The 17,627-nt window shown below is 71.6% G+C and carries 18 protein-coding genes and 4 pseudogenes; 9 read left to right on the forward strand and 13 right to left on the reverse strand.

Translation table 11 applies throughout. The features are described from left to right. The first annotated feature begins 82 nt into the window (after positions 1-82). Positions 83-865: a hypothetical protein gene (locus tag ABZ267_RS10970; protein ID WP_356753178.1), complete on the forward strand. Its 783-nt coding sequence runs from the start codon at positions 83-85 to the stop codon at positions 863-865. Positions 866-1,468: 603 nt separating this feature from the next. Here ABZ267_RS10970 and ABZ267_RS10975 read toward each other — a convergent pair. Next, the gene (locus tag ABZ267_RS10975) at positions 1,469-1,657 is read right to left on the reverse strand and encodes a hypothetical protein (RefSeq protein ID WP_356753180.1); all 189 of its coding nucleotides are present in this window, start codon (positions 1,655-1,657) and stop codon (positions 1,469-1,471) included. Positions 1,658-1,727: 70 nt separating this feature from the next. On the opposite strand from ABZ267_RS10975, the pseudogene ABZ267_RS10980 reads away from it, so the two are divergent. Further along, positions 1,728-1,979 (forward strand): annotated as a pseudogene (locus tag ABZ267_RS10980) (alpha/beta hydrolase); the annotation flags it as partial. Positions 1,980-2,111: 132 nt separating this feature from the next. Here the strand turns inward: ABZ267_RS10980 and ABZ267_RS10985 are convergent. Then, positions 2,112-2,702 (reverse strand): hypothetical protein, encoded by a 591-nt coding sequence (locus tag ABZ267_RS10985; RefSeq protein ID WP_356753182.1) that lies wholly within the window; start codon positions 2,700-2,702, stop codon positions 2,112-2,114. A 506-nt stretch (positions 2,703-3,208) separates the two neighbouring features. Between ABZ267_RS10985 and ABZ267_RS10990 the strand changes: the two are divergent. The 3 genes and pseudogenes from ABZ267_RS10990 (at position 3,209) to ABZ267_RS11000 (ending at position 6,037) form a co-directional block, all read left to right on the forward strand. Further along, positions 3,209-4,342 (forward strand): annotated as a pseudogene (locus tag ABZ267_RS10990) (hypothetical protein). A gap of 82 nt (positions 4,343-4,424) precedes the next feature. After that, positions 4,425-4,868 (forward strand): nuclear transport factor 2 family protein, encoded by a 444-nt coding sequence (locus ABZ267_RS10995; protein ID WP_356753184.1) that lies wholly within the window; start codon positions 4,425-4,427, stop codon positions 4,866-4,868. Then, positions 4,865-6,037: an MFS transporter gene (locus tag ABZ267_RS11000; RefSeq protein ID WP_356753186.1), complete on the forward strand. Its 1,173-nt coding sequence runs from the start codon at positions 4,865-4,867 to the stop codon at positions 6,035-6,037. The genes ABZ267_RS10995 and ABZ267_RS11000 overlap by 4 nt, the downstream gene beginning before the upstream one ends. Positions 6,038-6,144: 107 nt before the next feature. Here ABZ267_RS11000 and ABZ267_RS11005 read toward each other — a convergent pair. After that, a pseudogene (locus ABZ267_RS11005) lies at positions 6,145-6,390 on the reverse strand (substrate-binding domain-containing protein); the annotation flags it as partial. A gap of 107 nt (positions 6,391-6,497) precedes the next feature. On the opposite strand from ABZ267_RS11005, the pseudogene ABZ267_RS11010 reads away from it, so the two are divergent. Beyond that, positions 6,498-6,670: pseudogene (locus tag ABZ267_RS11010) on the forward strand (hypothetical protein); the annotation flags it as partial. 81 nt (positions 6,671-6,751) lie between these two features. On the opposite strand, the gene ABZ267_RS11015 reads toward ABZ267_RS11010, so the two are convergent. The 3 genes from ABZ267_RS11015 to ABZ267_RS11025 are packed head-to-tail and all read right to left on the reverse strand — an operon-like array spanning position 6,752 to position 10,805. Further along, positions 6,752-8,899 carry an iron ABC transporter permease gene (locus ABZ267_RS11015; protein ID WP_356753188.1) on the reverse strand — a complete coding sequence of 716 codons (2,148 nt, stop codon included), beginning with the start codon at positions 8,897-8,899 and terminating at the stop codon, positions 6,752-6,754. A gap of 2 nt (positions 8,900-8,901) precedes the next feature. Continuing rightward, positions 8,902-9,876, reverse strand: coding sequence for an iron-siderophore ABC transporter substrate-binding protein (locus tag ABZ267_RS11020; RefSeq protein ID WP_356753190.1), 975 nt, complete (start codon positions 9,874-9,876; stop codon positions 8,902-8,904). Between the two features lie 8 nt (positions 9,877-9,884). Further along, positions 9,885-10,805 carry an ABC transporter ATP-binding protein gene (locus ABZ267_RS11025; protein ID WP_356753192.1) on the reverse strand — a complete coding sequence of 307 codons (921 nt, stop codon included), beginning with the start codon at positions 10,803-10,805 and terminating at the stop codon, positions 9,885-9,887. Positions 10,806-11,196: 391 nt separating this feature from the next. Here ABZ267_RS11025 and ABZ267_RS11030 point away from each other — a divergent pair, with 391 nt between their 5' ends. Continuing rightward, positions 11,197-11,640, forward strand: a complete 444-nt coding sequence (locus ABZ267_RS11030) for a subtilase-type protease inhibitor (RefSeq protein WP_356753194.1) — start codon at positions 11,197-11,199, stop codon at positions 11,638-11,640. On the opposite strand, the gene ABZ267_RS11035 is transcribed toward ABZ267_RS11030, so the two are convergent. From ABZ267_RS11035 to rpmG, 5 genes are all read right to left on the reverse strand, one after another. Continuing rightward, positions 11,628-13,265 carry an MFS transporter gene (locus ABZ267_RS11035; RefSeq protein WP_356753196.1) on the reverse strand — a complete coding sequence of 546 codons (1,638 nt, stop codon included), beginning with the start codon at positions 13,263-13,265 and terminating at the stop codon, positions 11,628-11,630. The genes ABZ267_RS11030 and ABZ267_RS11035 overlap by 13 nt on opposite strands. A gap of 66 nt (positions 13,266-13,331) precedes the next feature. Further along, positions 13,332-13,574 (reverse strand): 30S ribosomal protein S18, encoded by a 243-nt coding sequence (gene rpsR / locus ABZ267_RS11040; RefSeq protein WP_356753198.1) that lies wholly within the window; start codon positions 13,572-13,574, stop codon positions 13,332-13,334. Between the two features lie 49 nt (positions 13,575-13,623). Further along, complete coding sequence (locus tag ABZ267_RS11045) at positions 13,624-14,781, reverse strand: GTP-binding protein (protein WP_356753200.1); 1,158 nt, start codon at positions 14,779-14,781, stop codon at positions 13,624-13,626. After that, entirely contained in the window at positions 14,778-15,032 is a 255-nt protein-coding gene (locus ABZ267_RS11050; protein ID WP_028417931.1) for a type B 50S ribosomal protein L31, read from the reverse strand. Before ABZ267_RS11050 ends, ABZ267_RS11045 begins: the two co-directional genes overlap by 4 nt. 54 nt (positions 15,033-15,086) lie before the next feature. Next, positions 15,087-15,251 carry a 50S ribosomal protein L33 gene (gene rpmG, locus ABZ267_RS11055; protein ID WP_018487565.1) on the reverse strand — a complete coding sequence of 55 codons (165 nt, stop codon included), beginning with the start codon at positions 15,249-15,251 and terminating at the stop codon, positions 15,087-15,089. Positions 15,252-15,320: 69 nt separating this feature from the next. On the opposite strand from rpmG, the gene rpmB reads away from it, so the two are divergent. Together rpmB and rpsN are read left to right on the forward strand one after the other, a co-directional pair. Further along, the gene (gene rpmB, locus ABZ267_RS11060) at positions 15,321-15,557 is read left to right on the forward strand and encodes a 50S ribosomal protein L28 (protein ID WP_356753203.1); all 237 of its coding nucleotides are present in this window, start codon (positions 15,321-15,323) and stop codon (positions 15,555-15,557) included. Beyond that, entirely contained in the window at positions 15,557-15,862 is a 306-nt protein-coding gene (rpsN, locus tag ABZ267_RS11065) for a 30S ribosomal protein S14 (RefSeq protein ID WP_356753205.1), read from the forward strand. Before rpmB ends, rpsN begins: the two co-directional genes overlap by 1 nt. Before the next feature lie 83 nt (positions 15,863-15,945). On the opposite strand, the gene rpmF is transcribed toward rpsN, so the two are convergent. Then, positions 15,946-16,116, reverse strand: coding sequence for a 50S ribosomal protein L32 (gene rpmF / locus ABZ267_RS11070; protein WP_356753207.1), 171 nt, complete (start codon positions 16,114-16,116; stop codon positions 15,946-15,948). A 91-nt stretch (positions 16,117-16,207) separates the two neighbouring features. Continuing rightward, the gene (locus ABZ267_RS11075) at positions 16,208-17,473 is read right to left on the reverse strand and encodes a hypothetical protein (RefSeq protein WP_356753209.1); all 1,266 of its coding nucleotides are present in this window, start codon (positions 17,471-17,473) and stop codon (positions 16,208-16,210) included. Positions 17,474-17,627 lie beyond the last annotated feature (154 nt).

Here is a 17,627-nt window from a genome sequence, read left to right on the forward strand (position 1 = left end):
ACCCAGCGCCTCGGAGAGATTCTCCGCGAGCGAGTGAGGCGCGGGTACGGCGTGACGGTCATGGCTTCCGGCGGCATGCACGGTGGGATTCGCGGCGCTGCCCGCCTACGAGATCTACAAGGCCGGACATCCCCCCGAGTGGCTCACCGGGCTGGACCTGATGGGCACGCTCGGACTGCGGGTAGCGGTGATCCCGCACTACGACAACACCGAGGGCGGCACGCACGACAGTCGATTCTGCTGCCTCGGCGAACCCCGCCTCACCGCTCTGGAAGAGGAACTTCCTGACGACAGTGCCGTCCTCGGCATCGACGAGCACACAGCCGTCATCGTCGATCTCGACACCTCGCTGGTACGAGTGTGGGGTCGGGGTGCCATGACGATCCGACGTCAGGGGATCAGTGCCCCGGTGTTCGGCGGCACCGCGCTGACCCTGGAGCAGCTGCGCGGGCTGGTGAAAGGCACACGGCCCGCGGCGGTTCCCTCGTCCCGTCAGTCCGCCGAAGTGGCCGGCGACGCCGCGCACAGGGCCAGGAGCGACGCGGCCACGCTCCAAGAGACAGTTGCTGCGGCCGAGTTGAGTTTCAGCGCCGTGCAGAAGGCGAGGGACGCCGCGAGAATGGCCGACGTCGTGGTGGAGCTGGAGTCGGTGATCGCGACGTGGAGCGCCGACATGGAGGAGGACCCAAGGCGGGGAATGGGCCCGTACGGTTCTGCATGGCTTGATCCGCCGTCTCGCAGGGGCCGCCGGACGCGGTCTGAGCGAGCCGGAGCGCACACTCGGGCGGATCGTGGCTCCTCTGCTGGAGCTCCGTACGAGGTTTCGCACGGAGGGCGCCTACGAGCTGGCGGATGCGGTGCGTGAGGCCGTGGCAGCCGGGGGCGTCCGGGTCCGCGACTCGGCGGAGGGCAGCGAGTGGCGGTGGGAAGAGGAAACCGACGACCAGCAGACCTCTGCGGAAGCGTAGAGGCCGCGACCCTTATGAGTCGAATTGCGCATCTGCATATAGTTTGCAATAAGATCATTGAAGGGCCCCTCCCTTCCGGGGCCCCCGCCGACGATGGAGCCGTGCACCATGCCGCTCACCCGCTCGAAGCGCCCGATGCGCCGCCGGTCGCCGTCGAAGTGGTGCTGCTGCGGCACGATTCAGCCGACGGCTTCACCTACCGCCGACTCGCCACGGCACTGTGCAGGGGAATGAGCCCGGACCGGGTGGCGAGGAGTCTCGCGCTCCTGGACGAAGACAGCGACGGCCGAGTGCGACGGCGCGGTCGTCGTGGACTCCGAAGGCGATGTCGAGGACCTGCCGCAGCTTGTGCTTGCGCATGTAGTCGTTCTCGAACAGGAAGTTCTTGTCCGCGACGCCGCTGAAGGCGCGTAGGAGGGTGCGCCGAGCTGGGACGATCGCCCGAACCGGCGTCGGGCGGACGGGTGTGGTGAAAGCTCCGGTTCTCTCCGGGAGGTAGTTCAGCGGCTGTCACGGAGCGTCGCGTAGACGAGGGCGATGAACCAGAGCAGTCCGAGCACGAGCAGGATGGTGCCGAAGACCACCAGAGGCACCGAGGCGGCGTGCTGTTCGGCGGCCATGGCGTCGTAATTGCTGCCGCCGTGGAGCTGGGTGTGGCCCGCCCGTCCGCACCACTCTCTGGGGGACATCACGGCGTCACCGCACTTGACCGGTCCACTGCTGGGAAGACCGAAGTACAGCAAGGTCCCTCCGACACCCCGGGCTCTGCACCAGGACCTGAAGCGCTCCCGGATGGTCACCGTCCTCGGCGGCGAGGGCCACGGCATCTACCCGAGCGGCAACGCGTGCGCGGACGGGAGGGTCACCGGATACCTGCTCATCGGGAAGCTGCCGGCGCAGGACGTGTCCTGCCGCGCGACCGCCGAGTCGAACGCGGAGGCACGGCAGAACCAGCGGCGGGACGAGATCCCCGGCTCCCCGCTCCCGGAGCGCGCTCCGGACCGGTTCTGAGTCAGTTCGTACGGGACAGAGCCGTATGACGCGGTGAAAGCCGTGTGACGCGGTGAATAAGGGGCGGGACCCGCGACATGAGGGTCCCGCCCCGTCGTCCGCTTCGGGACAAGCCCGTCGTACGTCGTCGTCTCAGCGCACCGGGTCGCGCGGCCCCACCGCGTGCACCTCGATCCCGGGCGCCGCCAGCAGCGCGGAGATCAGCTCCCGAGAACCGCCGACATAGGTGCTCACCAGACCCACGTCCCCGCCGACGCACCACGCACGGTCCTCCGGCCACCACAGGTCCGGCAGCTCCGCGAACTCGTCCAGCTCCACCGGAGACACGACATCCGCCAACGTCCCGGAGAGCAGCACCTCTTCGCGGCCTGGCGTGAGGAAGGCGGGGAAGCGGTCGAAGTCCCACCGGCCGTAGCCCTGCCACAGGCCGAACCAGCAGGTGTCGGCGGTGGTGGTGTGCCGGGCCAGGACAGGGATCAGCGCCTCGGCGACGTCCGGCGGGGTCGGGCCCTCGGCCGCGTCTCCGTCCTCCGTCGCCGGGTGCAGGACGCGGGCGTAGGCGGCGAAGCCGGGGCCGGAGATCCCGGCCACCCTGCCGAAACCGCCCTCGGCCTCCGTGAGTCCGGTGAGCCACCGTGCCGGGTCGAGGCCGTCGGCGCGCACGCGCAGCCGGCCGTAGAGGTCGGGTGCCGTGTCGCGGTCCACCCGGGGGTAGTCGTCCATGCGTTGAGGCCCCCGCCCGTCGGATCAGGGCGCCCGCTGTACGGCGGCCCTGTGGTCGGTCCTCATCGTAGGCGAGGCTCCGGTGACGACCGGCCCGTCGCCTCCGCCGGGCAGGAAGCGGTCTCGACGAGCCGCCGCTGCGCCTGCTGTTGGTCTCGACGCGTACACGTACGGACGTGGAGCCTGGGCGGGCCGTGTGGAGGAGGACGAGAAGTGGCGGCACGTCAGCGTCTCCACCGATCACGACGAGGCCGAGGGCGACGGCTCCCGCCGGCTCGCCGACCAGCGGCTTCCGCACAGGTGCGGGTTGCCCGTCGAGCCGCACCTCGTACGGCTCCAACTCCGTGCGGCCGCCGACCGCATGACCGTATCGCCGTACGGAAACCCGGTGTCTGAACAGCCGGTGCCAAGGAGGAGGACACGGCTCCCCACTCGATCGGGTGGATCTTGCTCCTGATCCACGCGGCTCGGGTGGGAAGCGTGGCCGCCGACGCGATCATTCGGCGGTGATCTCGTCGATGAGGACGGCACACCGTCCCAACTCCCTGGTCCCAGCCGGGATCGGCGCACTCGCTCTCCTCACGCTGCTCCCATCGTCCCGACCGCCGCCGCACCCGCGCAGGACCCGGCGGCCCGGACCACCGCCCAGGCACCGCACCGCCTCACCACGCAGGCCGAGCGCCGGACCGACGCCCGGCTCGACGTCCTGCAGAGCGACCCGGCCCGGCTGAAGGCCTTCTTCGCCGCGCTGCCCAGGGGCGGCGACCTCCACAACCACCTGTCCGGAGCGGTCACCACCGAGTACCTCATCCAGCTCGCGGGGCGAGAACGGGCTGTGCATCGACTCTCCCGCGGCAGTTCGAACGAGCGCGTGCTCACCCAGATGGCCGTCGGCCTGCGCCTCGCCGAGCGCGACCCGCGGTTCGTCGCGGTCAACCTCGTCCAGCCGGAGGACGGCGAGAGCGCGCTGCGCAACTACAGCCTCCAGATGCGGATGCTCCAGTACCTGCGCACCCAGTATCCGGAACGTCCGGATCACCTTGCGCGCCGGCGAGCTGACGCCCGGCCTGGTCAAGCCCGAGGACCTTACCTTCCACATCCGCGAGGCCGTCCTCGTCGCCGGAGCCGAGCGCATCGGCCACGGTGTCGACCTGGTCCACGAGGACGACTGGCGCGGACTCGCCCGGACCATGGCCCGGCGCGGCGTCGCCGTCGAGGTGCCGTTCAGCAGCAACAAGCAGATCCTCGGCGTGGCCGGGGGCGACCACGCGTTCAACGCCTACCGCCACTACGGCGTTCCCGTGGTCCTGGCCACCGACGACCCGGGCGTCTCGCGCATCGACATCAGCCACGAGTACCAGTACGCGCGAGAGACCTACGGCCTGAGCTACACCGAGCTGAAGGACCTGGCCCGCGCCTCGCTGGAGTACGCGTTCCTCGACGGCGACGGCCTGTGGGCCACCGGATTCATCCGCGCCGGCTACCGCCCGGTGCGCGCCTGCGCCGGAGCCAGGCCCGGCATCGTTCCGCCCGCACCGGACTGCGTCCGCCACCTGGAGAGCAATCCGAAGGCCGCGACCCAGTGGCGCCAGGAGGCGGCGTTCGCCGGATTCGAGCGGCGGTACGGCGGATCGCGCTGACGTTGCGCCGCCACTGAGGCACGGCGGCGCGGGCCGCACGCCATGAACTGCGGCCCGCGCCGCCCACGGCTACGCTCGAAAAATGGCAGACAGCGGAGACCGGCCCGAGCCGCCACCGGACAGCCCCGAAGGCCCGGCGGACCCAGCGACCCACGCGCTGCTCGCCTCCGCCGTGGACGCATGGGCCGACGCGATCGTCGCGAACGACGCCGAGCGGATCGCCGCCTTCATGGCGGACGAGTGGGTCATCGTCTCCGAGTCCGGCATCACGGACCGCGACACCTTCCTCGCCTACGTCACCTCCGGCGACCTCACCCACTCGGCGATGCGGGCCATCACCCCGCCGAGGATCCGCGTTCACGGGGACACCGCCGTGGTCACCGCACGAATCACCAACACCGCGCACTACGGCGGCGACCGCTTCGACGCCGACGAATGGACCACGGACATCTTCGTCCGGCGCGGCGGCCAGTGGCGGTGCGTGCTGAGCCACATCACGCCCGCCGCCCTACCCGAGGGTTCATGAGCCGCCTCGGCTACCCGGCGGCCGCCGCCGTCTTCGCCATCGGCATGGCCGGCACCACGCTGCCCACACCGCTGTACGGGCTCTACCGCGAGGAGCTCGGCTTCTCCGAACTGATGGTGACCGTCGTCTTCGCCGTCTACGCGCTCGGTGTCATCGCCACGCTGCTCCTCGCCGGGAACATCTCCGACGAGGCCGGCCGGCGGCCCGTCCTCCTGGCCGCGCTCGGCTTCTCGGCGGTCAGCGCGTTCTGCTTCCTCTTCGAAGGCGGGCTGCCCGCGCTCTTCGCGGGCCGTCTGTTGTCGGGGTTCGCCGCCGGGCTGCTGAGCGGTGCCGCGACCGTCACGGTGATGGAACTCGCGCCACCGGGACGGGCGGCGAGAGCCGGTCTCGCCGCGACCGCCGCCAACATGGGCGGCCTCGGGTGCGGCCCGCTCCTGGCCGGGCTCCTCGCCGAGTACGCACCCTGGCCCCTGCGCCTGCCCTTCCTGGTGCACCTGGCGCTGCTCGCCGCGGCCGCCGTGCTGACCTGGCTTCTGCCGGAGACCGTCACCTCCCGCGTACGAAGGCCACGACTGCGCCCGCAAGGGCTCGCCGTCCCGCCTCAGGTGCGCGGCGTGTTCGCCCCATCGGCGCTGGCCGCCTTCGCAGGGTTCTCGCTGCTCGGCCTCTTCACAGCGGTCGCGCCGGCGTTCGTGGCCGAGACGCTCGACGTGCACAACCTGGCCCTGACCGGCCTTGTCGTCTTCACCGTCTTCCTCGCGTCGACGGCCGGCCAGGCGCTCATGGGCCGGGTGGGGGAGCGGCGGGCGCTGCCTGGCGGGTGCTTCGTCCTGGTCGGCGGCTTGGTGCTGGTGGCAGCCTCCTTGCTTTTCGCCTCGCTGCCGCTGCTCGTCGCCGGAGCGCTCTGCGGCGGCCTGGGCCAGGGGCTGGCGTTCCGGGGCGCGGTGACGGCGATCAGTGCGGCGGCACCGGCCGAGCACCGGGCCGCGACGGTCTCCACGTTCTTCGTCGTCGCCTACCTGGGCATCTCGCTGCCGGTGGTCGGCGTCGGCGCCCTGACCCTCTGGATCGGTCTCAGGAACGCCGGGCTGACCTTCGCCGCGTGTGTGCTGGTCCTGGCGCTGAGCGTCGGCCTGCACCTGGCCCGGAGCACCGCCGCCCGCGCGTGACGGACGCCGGAGCCACCACCGTACGGCCTCCTCCACCGCGCGGAGAGGCTGGAGCGCCGCACCACCAGCTCCGGCTGGAGCACCACCCGCCGGTGCTCGTGCGCCGCCGGATCGCCGCCGGTCCCGGTCTCCTCCAGCAGCAGCCCGGCCGCCGGCGCCCCCATCGCCACCGCGGGCTGCCGTACGGACGTGAGCGGTACGGCGGCGGCCGCCGCGAACTCGATGTCGTCGTATCCCACCAGGGCCAGATCGCCGGGGACGGACACCCCGGCCGCGAACAGCGACTGCAGCACGCCCAGCGCCAGCAGGTCGTTGGCGCAGAACACGGGACGAGGACGAACGGGATGCCGTGGCGCCGGAAGGCCGCGATGTCGCGCCCGGTCGCGTCGGCCGGCGTGAGCAGCACACCGCGCACCCGCTGCTCGGCGAAGAGCGACAGGTACTCGGCCTCCTCGCCGGGTACCGGCTCCTGCTCCGACCGACCTTCCCCAGCTGGTGCTACCAGATCGACCGGGGCGCCACGACGATGTGGGAGCGGTGGGACTCCAACACAGCGGCGCCCGGCACCTGCGGATGGCGGACGGCTGCGCCGTCTTCGCGGTCGGCTCCGGCGACCACCACTTCAGGGCCTGACCCGTCCGCCCGGTACGAAAACGGAGCCGGGCCCGGTGCGTTTCGTACGCCACCGGACCCGGCTCCGTTTTCGTAAGCCCCTCACCCCTCGCCGCGGGACCGCCAGAGCAGCCAGATGAAGTACGGCGCGCCGATCACCGCGGTCAGCAGGCCCACCGGGATCTGGGCCGGAGCGATGATCGTCCGGCCCACCGTGTCCGAGACGACCACCAGCAGTGCACCGAGCAGCGCGCTCACCGGGACGACCCGCACATGCCGCCGGCCCACCAGCGCCCGGGCCGCGTGCGGCGCGACCAGGCCGACGAAGCCGATCACGCCGACCGCCGCCACGGCCCCGGCGGTCAGGACGACGGCGATGGACAGCAGCCCCAGCCGGGTGGTGCCCAGGCGGACACCGAGCAACCGAGGCGTGTCGCCGTCAAGACCGATGAGGTCGAGGTCGCGGCGCAGCACGGCCAGCACCGGCAGCGCGGCCGCCAGCGCCACCAGGACCGGGATGAGCTCCGGGAACGTACGCCCGTAGGTCGAACCACCGAGCCAGGCCAGCGCCTTCGTCGCGTTGTACGGGTCGGTGAGCACGATCAGCAGCGATACGAGCGCACCGCCGCCCGCCTGGACGCCGATACCGATCAGCACCAGCCGGTTCTGCTCCAGCCCACGCCGTGCGGCCAGACCGAAGACCAGTGCGGCGGCCGCCGCCGCACCCGCCAGCGCGGAACCGCCGATCAGCCAGAAGCTCGCCAGCGGTACGACGGTGAGGACGGCCACCGCTCCGATCCCGGCCCCGCTGACGACGCCGAGGACGCCCGGCTCCGCCAGGGGATTGCGCGACACCGCCTGGACGACCGTGCCCGCCACCGCCAGCGCCGCACCGGCCAGCAGGGCCGCGGCGACCCGGGGGACGCGGGTGTCGAGGACGTACGTCGTGAACTGTCCGGACCGGTCCGCGAGCCAGTTGACCACATCGCCGAGGAGCAGCGTGGCGTCGCCGAGGAGCGTCGCCGCCACCACCGCGCCGAGCAGTCCCACAGCCGTCACCACCACGGTGACGACGAACGCACGCCGGCTGCGCAGCCGCGCGAACGCCGTCGAGCCGGTGTCCGTGCCCATGTCCCGCGACCGGTAGGCGAGGAAGACCAGGACGAGCGCGCCGAAGCAGGTCGTGACGATCCCGGTCGGCACCTCGGCTCCCGCCTGCGCGCCGAACACCGCACGCAGCAGTACGTCCGCGCCGAGCACCACGAGCACGCCCGCGAGCGCCGACGCCGGGATGAAGACGTGGTGGCGGACCAGGCTCGGAACCCACGTACTGAGCAGGCGGACCACCGCCGGCGCGCACAGCCCGACGAAGCCGATCGGCCCCGCCACCGTCACGGCGACCGCCGCGAGCAGCACGGCGAGGACCACGGCGACGGAGCGCGTCAGCCGGGGACTGACGCCGACGGCCGCCGCACCGTCGTCGCCGAGCGCCAGGATGTCCAGCCGCCGGCCCATCAGCATCAGCCCGGCGAACGCCACGAGCGCGACGGGCGCGAGCCGGTCGATGGACTGCATGCCGATCTGCGCGAGCGACCCGTTGCCCCAGGCGAACAGACCGGTCGTCTGCTGGGAGCGCAGGAGCAGCAGCATCCCGCTCAGCCCGGAGAGCGCGAGAGTGAGCGCCGAGCCCGCCAGCACCAGCCGGATCGGACCGGCGCCCGCCCGCGACAGACCGAGGACGACGCCCGCCGCGAGCAGCCCGCCGAGGAAGGCCGTACCGCCCGCCGGGAGCGCGGGCAGCGTGATGCCGAACGCGGCGACGGCGACGACCGCGAGGTACGCGCCCGCGTTGACGGCGAGAGTGTCGGGCGAGGCCAGCATGTTGCGTGACACCGACTGGAGGGCCGCGCCCGCCGCGCCGAGCGCGCAGCCGACGAGGAGCCCGGCCGCGAGCCGGGGAAGCCGGGAGTCCAGGACCACGGCGGCGCTCTGCTCGTCGGCGCTCCGGTCGGAGGCCGGACCGGTGAGCAGCTGCCAGAGCGTGTGCAGGTCGACGGCTGCCGTGCCCTGGCTCAGGTGGACGACCGCGAGGGCGCCGAGGGCCAGGAGCGTGGCGAGCGCGAGGAGGAACAGGCGGCCGCGGCGGGCCGGGCGGCCGGTCGCGGCCGGGGAGGGTGGATCGGCGTGACCGGCCGCGCCCGCCACCGTGTCGACGGCGGCGGGCGGGGCGGGAGTGGTGCGGGTGCTCATCGTCAGGCGGTCAGCGCGCCGACGAGCGCGTCGATGTAGTCCCGCATGGACGCGGTCCCGCCGAACATCCAGATGCCGTCGGGCAGCCGGTGGACCTGGTCGTTCTTCACGAACGGCAGCGACTTCCACACCGCGTTGTCCTTGAGCCCGTCCTTGAACGGGTCGCCGCCGTCGGCGTCGTTGGCGATGTACGCGAACCGCGCGTCGCCGATCTTCGTCAGCCCCTCGACGTCGGTGGCCGCGAGTCCGTAGGCCTTGTCGCCATCCAGCTTCCACGGGCTGACCAGGCCGAGTTCGGTGTTCACATCGGCGAGCAGCGAGCCCTTGACGTACGGCCGCACCGAGACCTGGTTGCCCTCCTGCCAGCCGTCGGCGAAGGCCACTTCCTTGCCGCCGAGCCCGGCCGCCGAAAGCTTCTTCCTGCCGTCCTCGACCGCCTTGCGGAAGGAGGCGATCTCGCTCCTGGCCTTCTCCTCGGTGCCGGTGGCCTCGGCGATGAGGTTGACGTTGTCGACCATCTGGTCGATCTGCCGGCCGGCGTCGGCCGAGCGCACCACGACGACCGGCGCGGCCTTGGACAGCTGCGCGATGGCGGAGTCGGAGAGGTCGCTGGTGGCGACGATCAGGTCGGGCTTGAGACCGGCCACGGTGGCGACGCTGGGCTCGCCGCGGGTGCCTATGTCCTTGACGCCCTTGGTGAGCGGCGCGGAGGTGTCGTACGCCGTGTAGCCCTTGACGTCGGCCACGCCGACCGGCTGCACGCCGAGCGTCACGAGCGTCTCGACGACGTTCCACTCGGTGCCGACGACCCGCTTGGCCGGACCGTCCAGCGTGACCTTCTTGCCACGGGAGTCGGTGACCGTCACCGAGCCCTCCTTGGCGGACTCCTCCTTCGGCGCCTCGGTGGTGCCGCAGCCGGAGAGGACGAGCGCGGCCGTGGCGGCGAGGACGGGCCAGGTCAGGTACTGGTTCTTCATGAGAGGGTTCAGGGCCTTTCGGTACGGAGGTGGTGGCGGCCCACCGCGCGGGTGCGCGGGATGCCGGTGGAGGGGTCCGGTTCGACGTCGATCCGGATGCCGTAGGTCTGGGTCAGCCGCTCGGATTCGTAGACCTCCGCGGGGGTGCCGGAGGCGGCGATCCGCCCCGACGAGAGCAGGACGACCTGGTCCGCCACGGCGGCGGCCTGGTCCAGGTCGTGCAGGACGACCCCGACGGTCACGCCGTGGGTGTCGGCGAGATCGCGGACGAGATCGAGGATCTCCACCTGGTAGCGCAGGTCGAGGTAGGTCGTCGGTTCGTCGAGCAGCAGCACGTCGGTGTCCTGTGCGAGACAGCAGGCGAACCAGACGCGCTGCAGCTGGCCGCCGGAGAGGCTCTCGACACCGCGCTCGGCGAAGTCGGTGAGGTTGGTGACGGCGAGCGCGTGGTCGATCGACCGGGCGCCGTCGGGATCACCACCGCGCAGCCGGCCCCGGTAGGGGTGGCGGCCGAACCCCACCACGTCCCGCACGCTGAGCCCCGCCGGAGCGTTGCGGCTCTGGGCGAGGAGGGTGATGCGGCGGGCGAAGTCGTTACGGGACAGAGCGAGGGCGTCGACCGGTTCGGCGTCGTCCGGTGCGGACACCGTCACCGTGCCGGTACGGGCCTTGTGGAGCCGGGCGACGGCACGCAGCAGGGTGGACTTCCCGCTGCCGTTGGGCCCGATCAGGGCGGTGACCCGACCGCGAGGCAGCCGCAGGTCGGCCCCGTGGACGACGTCGGCGCGGTCGTACGCGACGGTCATGCCGCGGGCGTCGAGGCCGATGCGGCCGGAGGGGCCCAGGGAGCTGTCGGGGCCCGCGGCGGGTCCGGGCGCGGTGGGCCGGAGCGGCGGGCTGTCTTCACGGTCGTGGGCAGGAGCGATCACGACGGTGAGGGTAGCCTAACCTTAATTTTGCTTCGCACCCGGTATACGGAAGGTTCAGTTCCGAGGGTCATGGGCGGCTCCGGCGGTCACCCTTGAGGTGCGGCCACGCGAACGCGCATGGGTCCAAAAGGCGTTGGTTTCCAGACGAAGCGGCTCGCGGAGGTTTCCCGCCGCTTCCGCGTCACCGCAGGTCAGGCGGTCGTTTTCCGTTGAACCGTCGGCGGCTGTCCATATGCTGGACGCGCTCTCCGGCCCGTGTGAGCTGCCCGAACGACCATCCGGTCGGCTCGAACGAACGTCTGCGGCCGGAAGCGGGCTGTCGATGTGCGCCTACTTTCCGCATACGCAAGACTCCTGACCGCAATCAGCACCCAGCGAGGAGTTTTCACTCATGCGACACAACCGTCACGCCATCTTCGCAACCATCGCCGCGAGCACCCTGGTCTTCGGTGGTCTCGCGGCCACCTCCGCCTACGCGGCACCGGCGAAGGCGGAGAGCCTCTACGCGCCCTCCGCGCTCGTCCTCACCGTGGCCCAGGGCGAGGACCCGCTCACCGCGACGGTCCAGCGGGCGGTCACGCTCACCTGCGCGCCGAGCGCCCGGGGCACTCACCCGGACCCGGAGGCCGCGTGCGCCGAACTCGATTCGGTCGGTGGCCAGTTCACCGCGCTGGCCCGCACCTCGCCGGACCGCATGTGTACCCGGCAGTGGAACCCGGTGACGATCACCGCTCACGGCGTCTGGCACGGCAAGCGTGTCACGTTCGCGACGACGTACGGCAACGCCTGCGAGCTGGCCGGCAGCATGAACGACAGCGCCGTCTACTCCTTCTGAGCCTGTTCGGCACCCTCGGGAGCATCCTGCGTCACCCGGGTTCCCGGGTGACGCAGCGCGAACAGGAACGCGATGGCCAGCACGATCGCCATCCCGTAGAACACCCACTGGTTGGCCTGGGCGAAGTCCATCCGGATCGCCTGCATCGAGTCCTTCACCGCATCGGCCACCGGACCGGTCCCGGAGGGACCACGGGTGTCGGCCTGACCGGTCACCGCCTGCGCGACCGACTCAGCCGCACCGCCCGCCGCACCCTCCGGCACACCCTTGCCGACCAGCGTGCCCTCCACGTTGGTGATCGTGCGGTGCGTCAGCACCGTGCCGAAGACGGCGAGTCCGATGCTGGCCGCGAAGTTCCGCACGGTCTGGGTGATCCCGGTGACCTCACCGTACGAAGCACCGATCGCCCGGTTCACCGCGTCGGTCGAGGCCGGCGCCAGCAGCAGCCCGATGCCCGCACCGGCCATGGCCGCGTACAGCCACTGGTCGTGCATGGAGAGCGTCGTCAACTTCTGCGCCCACAGGAAGAATCCGACCGCGCCGAGCGCGGTGCCCAGCTTCAGCGCCGGACGGGCACCGCGCTTGTCCAGGATCCGGCCGCCCCACTGGGAGGCGATGCCGAAGCCGATGAAGAAGTAGAGGAGGTAGAGCGCCGCCTGGTTCGGCGAGGCGCTGAGCGAGACCTGCGCGTACACGGAGGCGAAGAAGAAGACCGGGACGAACGCCATCATCGAGAAGAACAGCACCGCGTTGTCGATCTGGAACGCCCGGTCCCGGAACACCTGGAGCTTGATGAGCGGGAACCGCGCGCGCAGTTCGAACCGGCAGAAGAACGCCAGCACCAGCAGACCGACCACGATGCACGCCCAGGTGAGGACTGAGCTCCAGCCCCAGGTGGACGCCTGTTGCAGGCCCAGGACCGTCAGGCCCATGCCGACCGCGACGAGCACGGCACCGGGGAGATCCAGCGGCTCGCGCCGCGACCGGTCCGGGATGCGCGCCATCAGCGTCAGCACGATGGCGATGACGGCGATGGGCACGTTGACCCAGAAGATCGCGCGCCACGTCCACGCGGTGAGCCAGCCGCCGAGCAGCGGCCCCACCGCGGTGAGGGCCCCGGAGAGCCCGAAGAACAGCGCCAGCGCCCGCCCTCGCCGCTCCACCGGGAACACGGCGATGACCACGGCCAGCGCGGCCGGGAACATCAGGGCCGCGCCGATGCCCTGCACGGCACGGAACCCGATCAGCCAGGCCTGCGCGAAGTCGCCGGCCGGCACCGCACCGCACATCGCGGAGGCGATGACGAACACCAGGGTGCCGATCAGCATCACGCGGCGGTGGCCGAAGATGTCGGAGAGCCGTCCGCCCAGCGCGAAGAACGCGGCCAGGGTGAGCAGATACGCGTTGACGACCCACTGCATCTGCGTGGAGGTGAGGCCCAGTTCATGGATGATGTCCGGTGCGGCGATGGCGACGATCGTCTGGTCGATGAACGTCATCGACACGGCGAACAGCATGGCCGCGAGAGCGAGGCTCTGATTCGGGGATCCGGCCCGGCGGCCGGTGGCCGCCGGGCCTGACGACGCCGACTCCGGGCCGTCCCCTCTGGAGGTGTCTGTGCCCATACGTTCATGGTGCTCGGCCTGCCACGGTGCTGCATCCCGAGCGCCCCGAGCCCTTGCGGCGCCCGGCTACCTGCCGGAACCGGTGTACGGCAGCAGCGCCATCTCCCGGGCGTTCTTGATGGCCGCCGCGAGCTGCCGCTGCTGCTGGGCGCTGACCCGGCTCACCCTGCGGCTGCGGATCTTGCCGCGATCGGAGACGAACTTCCGCAGCAGATCGGTGTCCTTGTAGTCGATGTACGTGATCCCCGCCGCGTCCAGCGGGTTCGGGCGGGCCTTGAGGGGCTTGCGGGGGTCCTGCTTGCGTGCCATGGGAGTTCCTTGTCGGGATGGTTGAGGGGGTACGGGACGGCTTTCCGGTTCACACCGGGTCGAGGAGCGCGTCGAAGGCGGCGGGCAGGCTCTTCCACGCCTCCCGTCCCGCCCGGAACTCCTCGTCGCTGAGCAGGCACGACTCCAGCAGCTGGGTCAGCCCGTCGCGGTCGAGGCCGGGGGAGACGAAGACCAGGTGCTGGCAGCGGTCGCCGTGCTCGGGATGCCAGTCCAGCGCGGCGGCGGCCCGCCGGTAAGGCTCCACCATGGACCAGGCCGCGTCCGGCAGGGAGGCGAGCCAGGGGCCGGTGTTCTCCACACAGAGCGCGCCGCCCGCCGCGTCCCAGGAGAGCAGCGTGTCGGGCCGGTCCGCGAGCCAGAACCGGCCCCGGCTACGGGCCGCCACGCAGCACAGGTCCTCCAGCGCGTCGTAGAGGCGCTCGGGATGGAAAGGGCGGTGGCGCCGCCAGACGAGCGTGGAGACTCCGGCCTCCTCCGCCTCCTGCGGCAGCAGCGCACAGGCAGGATGCTGGCCGGCGGCCGCCGCCCGCACATCGAACCCGGCGACGGCGATGTCCGCCAACTCAAGTGCATCGCAAGCGATCTGACGTGCCATCGGGTTCATCTGACGGATCAGCGCACGGTCCTCGTCGTCGGCCGCCGGGTTGTCGGCCAGGGCGAGCACGGGAGCGTACTCCACCTGCCGGGCCCAGGTGTCGCCGATCGTCCGCCGGTCGGCGGGCGCCGCCGCGAGGCCGGCCTCCGCCAGGTCGTCGCCGTTGGTGAGACACGGCAGGACGAGCGTGGGATCGACCGCGGTGATCACATTGGTGACCTCGAAGCTGTCGGCACCGTGGACCGCGATGACCTCGGCCATCGACTTCGGCTCCACGGAGTCCCAGAGCTCCAGCACGGCCAGCCGGGTCAGCCCGCCGTCCGCGAGCCGTTGCAGCTCGGGGACCAGATCCTCGCGCAGCGCGCAGCACGCGCAGTCGTTGACCAGGGGTGTCTCGCCGGCGGACAGGAGGCCGGTGGCATCGCGCAGAGTGCGGCATACCGTGCCGCCGGTCGCCGTGGAGAGGTCGTGGTGCAGCGCGACACTGTACGAAACCTTGGCGAGCAGCTCCTCCACCACCTCGCGGCGGGCCTCGGCGTGCAGCCCGCAGACGATGACGACAGGCAGTTTCCGCCGCTCCTCCGCCGTCACCGGGCCTCACCGCGACCGTAGCGGCGCTCGAAGCGCTCGACGCGGCCCGCGGTGTCCAGGACGCGGGCGGTGCCGGTGTAGAAGGGGTGGCTCGCGGAGGAGATCTCCACGTCGACGACCGGGTAGGTGCGGCCGTCCTCCCACTCCACGGTCCTGTCGCTGGTCAGCGTGGAGCGGGTGAGGAAGGCGAAGTCGGCGGCCTTGTCGCGGAAGACGACGGGGCCGTAGGCGGGGTGGATTCCGGGCTTCATGAGCGGGTCCTAGCGGTCGGGGTTGCTGCGGGACGGGCCGGAGAGGGAGGGCCCTCAGCGCTCCTCGCGGAAGTCGACATGCCGACGAGCGACCGGGTCGTACTTGCGCAGCACCATGCGGTCGGGGTCGTTCCGGCGGTTCTTACGGGTGACATAGGTGTAGCCGGTCCCCGCGGTGGAGCGGAGCTTGATGACCGGGCGTACGTCGTTGCGAGCCATGGGCGCTACTATATGGCAATGGTTTCCATTTTCAATAATGGACGCATCGATGAGAGGCAGGTAACGCCCGTGTCCGCCCACTGCCAACTGACCGGCTCGCAGCCGGGATTCGGCAACGCCATTTCCCACTCCCACCGCCGTACGTCACGCCGGTTCGACCCGAACATCCAGCGCAAGCGGTACTGGCTTCCCGGTGAGGGACGCCATGTGCGGCTGACCCTCAGCGCCCGGGCGATCAAGACGATCGACGTGATCGGCATCGAAGCGGCGGTCGCGCGCATCCGCGCACGGGGAGGGAAGGTCTGATGGCGAAGAAGAGCAAGATCGCGCAGAACGAGAAGCGCAAGGTGATCGTCGAGCGGTACGCGGCCCGCCGGGCCGAACTGAAGGAGATCATCCGCCGCCCCGGAACTCCGGCGGCCGAACGCGCTGCTGCGCTGGCGGAGTTGAGGCGCCAGCCGCGCGACGCCAGTGCCACGCGGGTGCGCAACCGCGACAGCGTCGACGGCCGGCCGCGGGGCTATCTGCGCACCTTCGGCCTCTCCCGGGTCCGGATGCGCGAACAGGCGCACGCCGGATTCCTGCCCGGAGTGACCAAGTCCTCCTGGTGACAAGGGCCTGAGCGCACAGAGGGCGGGTGGTGGCGCGGCGATCGAGCCGCGCCACCACCCGCCCTTCTCTCTACTCTGCCGGCTCAGCCCTCCGGTCGCAGCAGGCCGCGCTCGTACGCCTTCACCAGCCGCTGCGGCACCTGGTGAACCGTGCCGTCGACCGTCACCGGGGCCAGCTGAGGCGTCGTGGCCTTCCACTGGGCGCGGCGGTGGCGGGTGTTGCTGCGGGACATCTTCCGCTTCGGAACTGCCATGGGTCTCTCCTGGAGGTAGCGGCCGGTCGGTGGCGCCGACCGTATACGGAAATGGAAGTCGTTTCCAAATGATGATCCGTGAGGTCGCCGGTCACCGTCCTACCGGGTCGGCGTGCGCGCCGTCGCCAGGCGTGATCAGCGCCAGATGGCCGCCGTCGTCGAGCGAGGTCGGAAGGGTGAGGGTGGTGACCTGCTCCGCGCGGTCGGCGTCGAAGACATGGACCTCGCCGTGGCCGCCTCGGCTGACCGCGACCGATCCGGCGCCGGAAGAGGCGGCGATGGCCCGCCGCTGGACACCGTCCCACGGGGTGCCGCCACGCCGGGGCGCACCGGCCATCGCTGGCAGCGGGAGGCGGGCGGTGATGTGCGGCCGGGCTCCGGGGCTGGTCGGTGCGGCGAGCAGGATCAGCTCGTCGCCGTCCGGATGGACCCGGGAGTACGCGATGTGCCGGGCGGTCACGGCGAGTCGGAACACCAGTCCGGGGCCCAGCTCCAGTCGTCCCGTGGTCTCCGTGTCGAGCTGGTGCCACCAGGCGTCGTTGGTCCACTCCGGCCACCGACCCGGCGCGGTGGGCCCGCCGCGTACGCAGGACCAGAGACTGCGCCGTACGGGATCGAGCCGCAGGTAATAGCCGCGGCCTCCCGTACGTCCGTCGGCGGCCCACAGCAGCGGAGGCTCGGGCGTGAGTCCCTCGCCGTCGTGCCGGACGCGGTGCACGCCCGAGCCCGCCGCCGCGAACACCCGTCCGGTGACCGGGTCGTAGGCGTCGCCGTGCCCGTCGTCGTCCGGCAGTCCGATGCGCCGGACGGGCTCGATCGGCGGGCAGGAAGGAGGCGCGGCCATCAGGTCGTGGTGGCGGTGGACCAGGAGTTCGCCGGGCTCGCGGTGGCGCAGCACCACGAGCGGCGACGGCCCGCCGAGGACCGTCACGCCCGGTTCGCCGGTGCGCCCGCGTACGCGCACGGCGACGGCGCCGTCCGGCGCGTCCAGGTCCACGGCCGTCAGCAGTCCGGTCCAGGCCTCCTCGTTGCGCCCGAGGCCGGTGGTCACCGCGAGGCGGCGACCGTCCGGTGCGGCTGCCAGGTGTTCGGCGGGCACGGCGACCGGTATGCGGCGCCTGACCAGCGGCCGGCCGGTGTCGGGGCCGTACGGATCGAGGACCAGCAGCTCGCCCGCGCGGTCGTCCACACAGGCGACCAGGTCGTCCGGCAGAGCGAGGAAGCCTGCGTGCTCGGCGAGGTGCCGGTGGTGGAGAGCCTCCCGTTCGCGGCCGTCCGGGAGGCCCAACAGACTGATGCGCCCGGCGACTTGGTCGGCGACCAGGAGGCGAGGTGACGGATGAGGAGGGTGGGGCATGGAGGGCTCCTGGGAGTGGTCGATGGGGTCGGCGACAGAGCGGCGGCCTTGGCCAGCTTTATTGGAAATGATAATCATGTGTAAGGTTCCGCTCTGTGGTGGGGATGGCTCCCGGGGCCCCGCCGTCGCACCTGCCTCCTTCCCGGGGCCGTAC

The organism is Streptomyces sp. NPDC006174 (assembly GCF_040614075.1).
GTDB lineage: Bacteria > Actinomycetota > Actinomycetes > Streptomycetales > Streptomycetaceae > Streptomyces.

What these genes read in the sequence shown, in the direction of transcription:
- ABZ267_RS10985 (WP_356753182.1), bottom strand. Translation starts at nt 2,702, where the DNA reads ATGGACGACTACCCCCGGGTGGACCGCGACACGGCACCCGACCTCTAC.
- ABZ267_RS11030 (WP_356753194.1), top strand. Translation starts at nt 11,197, where the DNA reads ATGCGACACAACCGTCACGCCATCTTCGCAACCATCGCCGCGAGCACC.
- ABZ267_RS11035 (WP_356753196.1), bottom strand. Translation starts at nt 13,265, where the DNA reads ATGGGCACAGACACCTCCAGAGGGGACGGCCCGGAGTCGGCGTCGTCA.
- rpmF (WP_356753207.1), bottom strand. Translation starts at nt 16,116, where the DNA reads ATGGCAGTTCCGAAGCGGAAGATGTCCCGCAGCAACACCCGCCACCGC.
- ABZ267_RS11020 (WP_356753190.1), bottom strand. Translation starts at nt 9,876, where the DNA reads ATGAAGAACCAGTACCTGACCTGGCCCGTCCTCGCCGCCACGGCCGCG.
- rpsR (WP_356753198.1), bottom strand. Translation starts at nt 13,574, where the DNA reads ATGGCACGCAAGCAGGACCCCCGCAAGCCCCTCAAGGCCCGCCCGAAC.
- ABZ267_RS11015 (WP_356753188.1), bottom strand. Translation starts at nt 8,899, where the DNA reads ATGAGCACCCGCACCACTCCCGCCCCGCCCGCCGCCGTCGACACGGTG.
- rpsN (WP_356753205.1), top strand. Translation starts at nt 15,557, where the DNA reads ATGGCGAAGAAGAGCAAGATCGCGCAGAACGAGAAGCGCAAGGTGATC.
- rpmG (WP_018487565.1), bottom strand. Translation starts at nt 15,251, where the DNA reads ATGGCTCGCAACGACGTACGCCCGGTCATCAAGCTCCGCTCCACCGCG.
- ABZ267_RS11000 (WP_356753186.1), top strand. Translation starts at nt 4,865, where the DNA reads ATGAGCCGCCTCGGCTACCCGGCGGCCGCCGCCGTCTTCGCCATCGGC.
- ABZ267_RS11050 (WP_028417931.1), bottom strand. Translation starts at nt 15,032, where the DNA reads ATGAAGCCCGGAATCCACCCCGCCTACGGCCCCGTCGTCTTCCGCGAC.
- ABZ267_RS10975 (WP_356753180.1), bottom strand. Translation starts at nt 1,657, where the DNA reads ATGTCCCCCAGAGAGTGGTGCGGACGGGCGGGCCACACCCAGCTCCAC.
- ABZ267_RS10995 (WP_356753184.1), top strand. Translation starts at nt 4,425, where the DNA reads ATGGCAGACAGCGGAGACCGGCCCGAGCCGCCACCGGACAGCCCCGAA.
- ABZ267_RS11075 (WP_356753209.1), bottom strand. Translation starts at nt 17,473, where the DNA reads ATGCCCCACCCTCCTCATCCGTCACCTCGCCTCCTGGTCGCCGACCAA.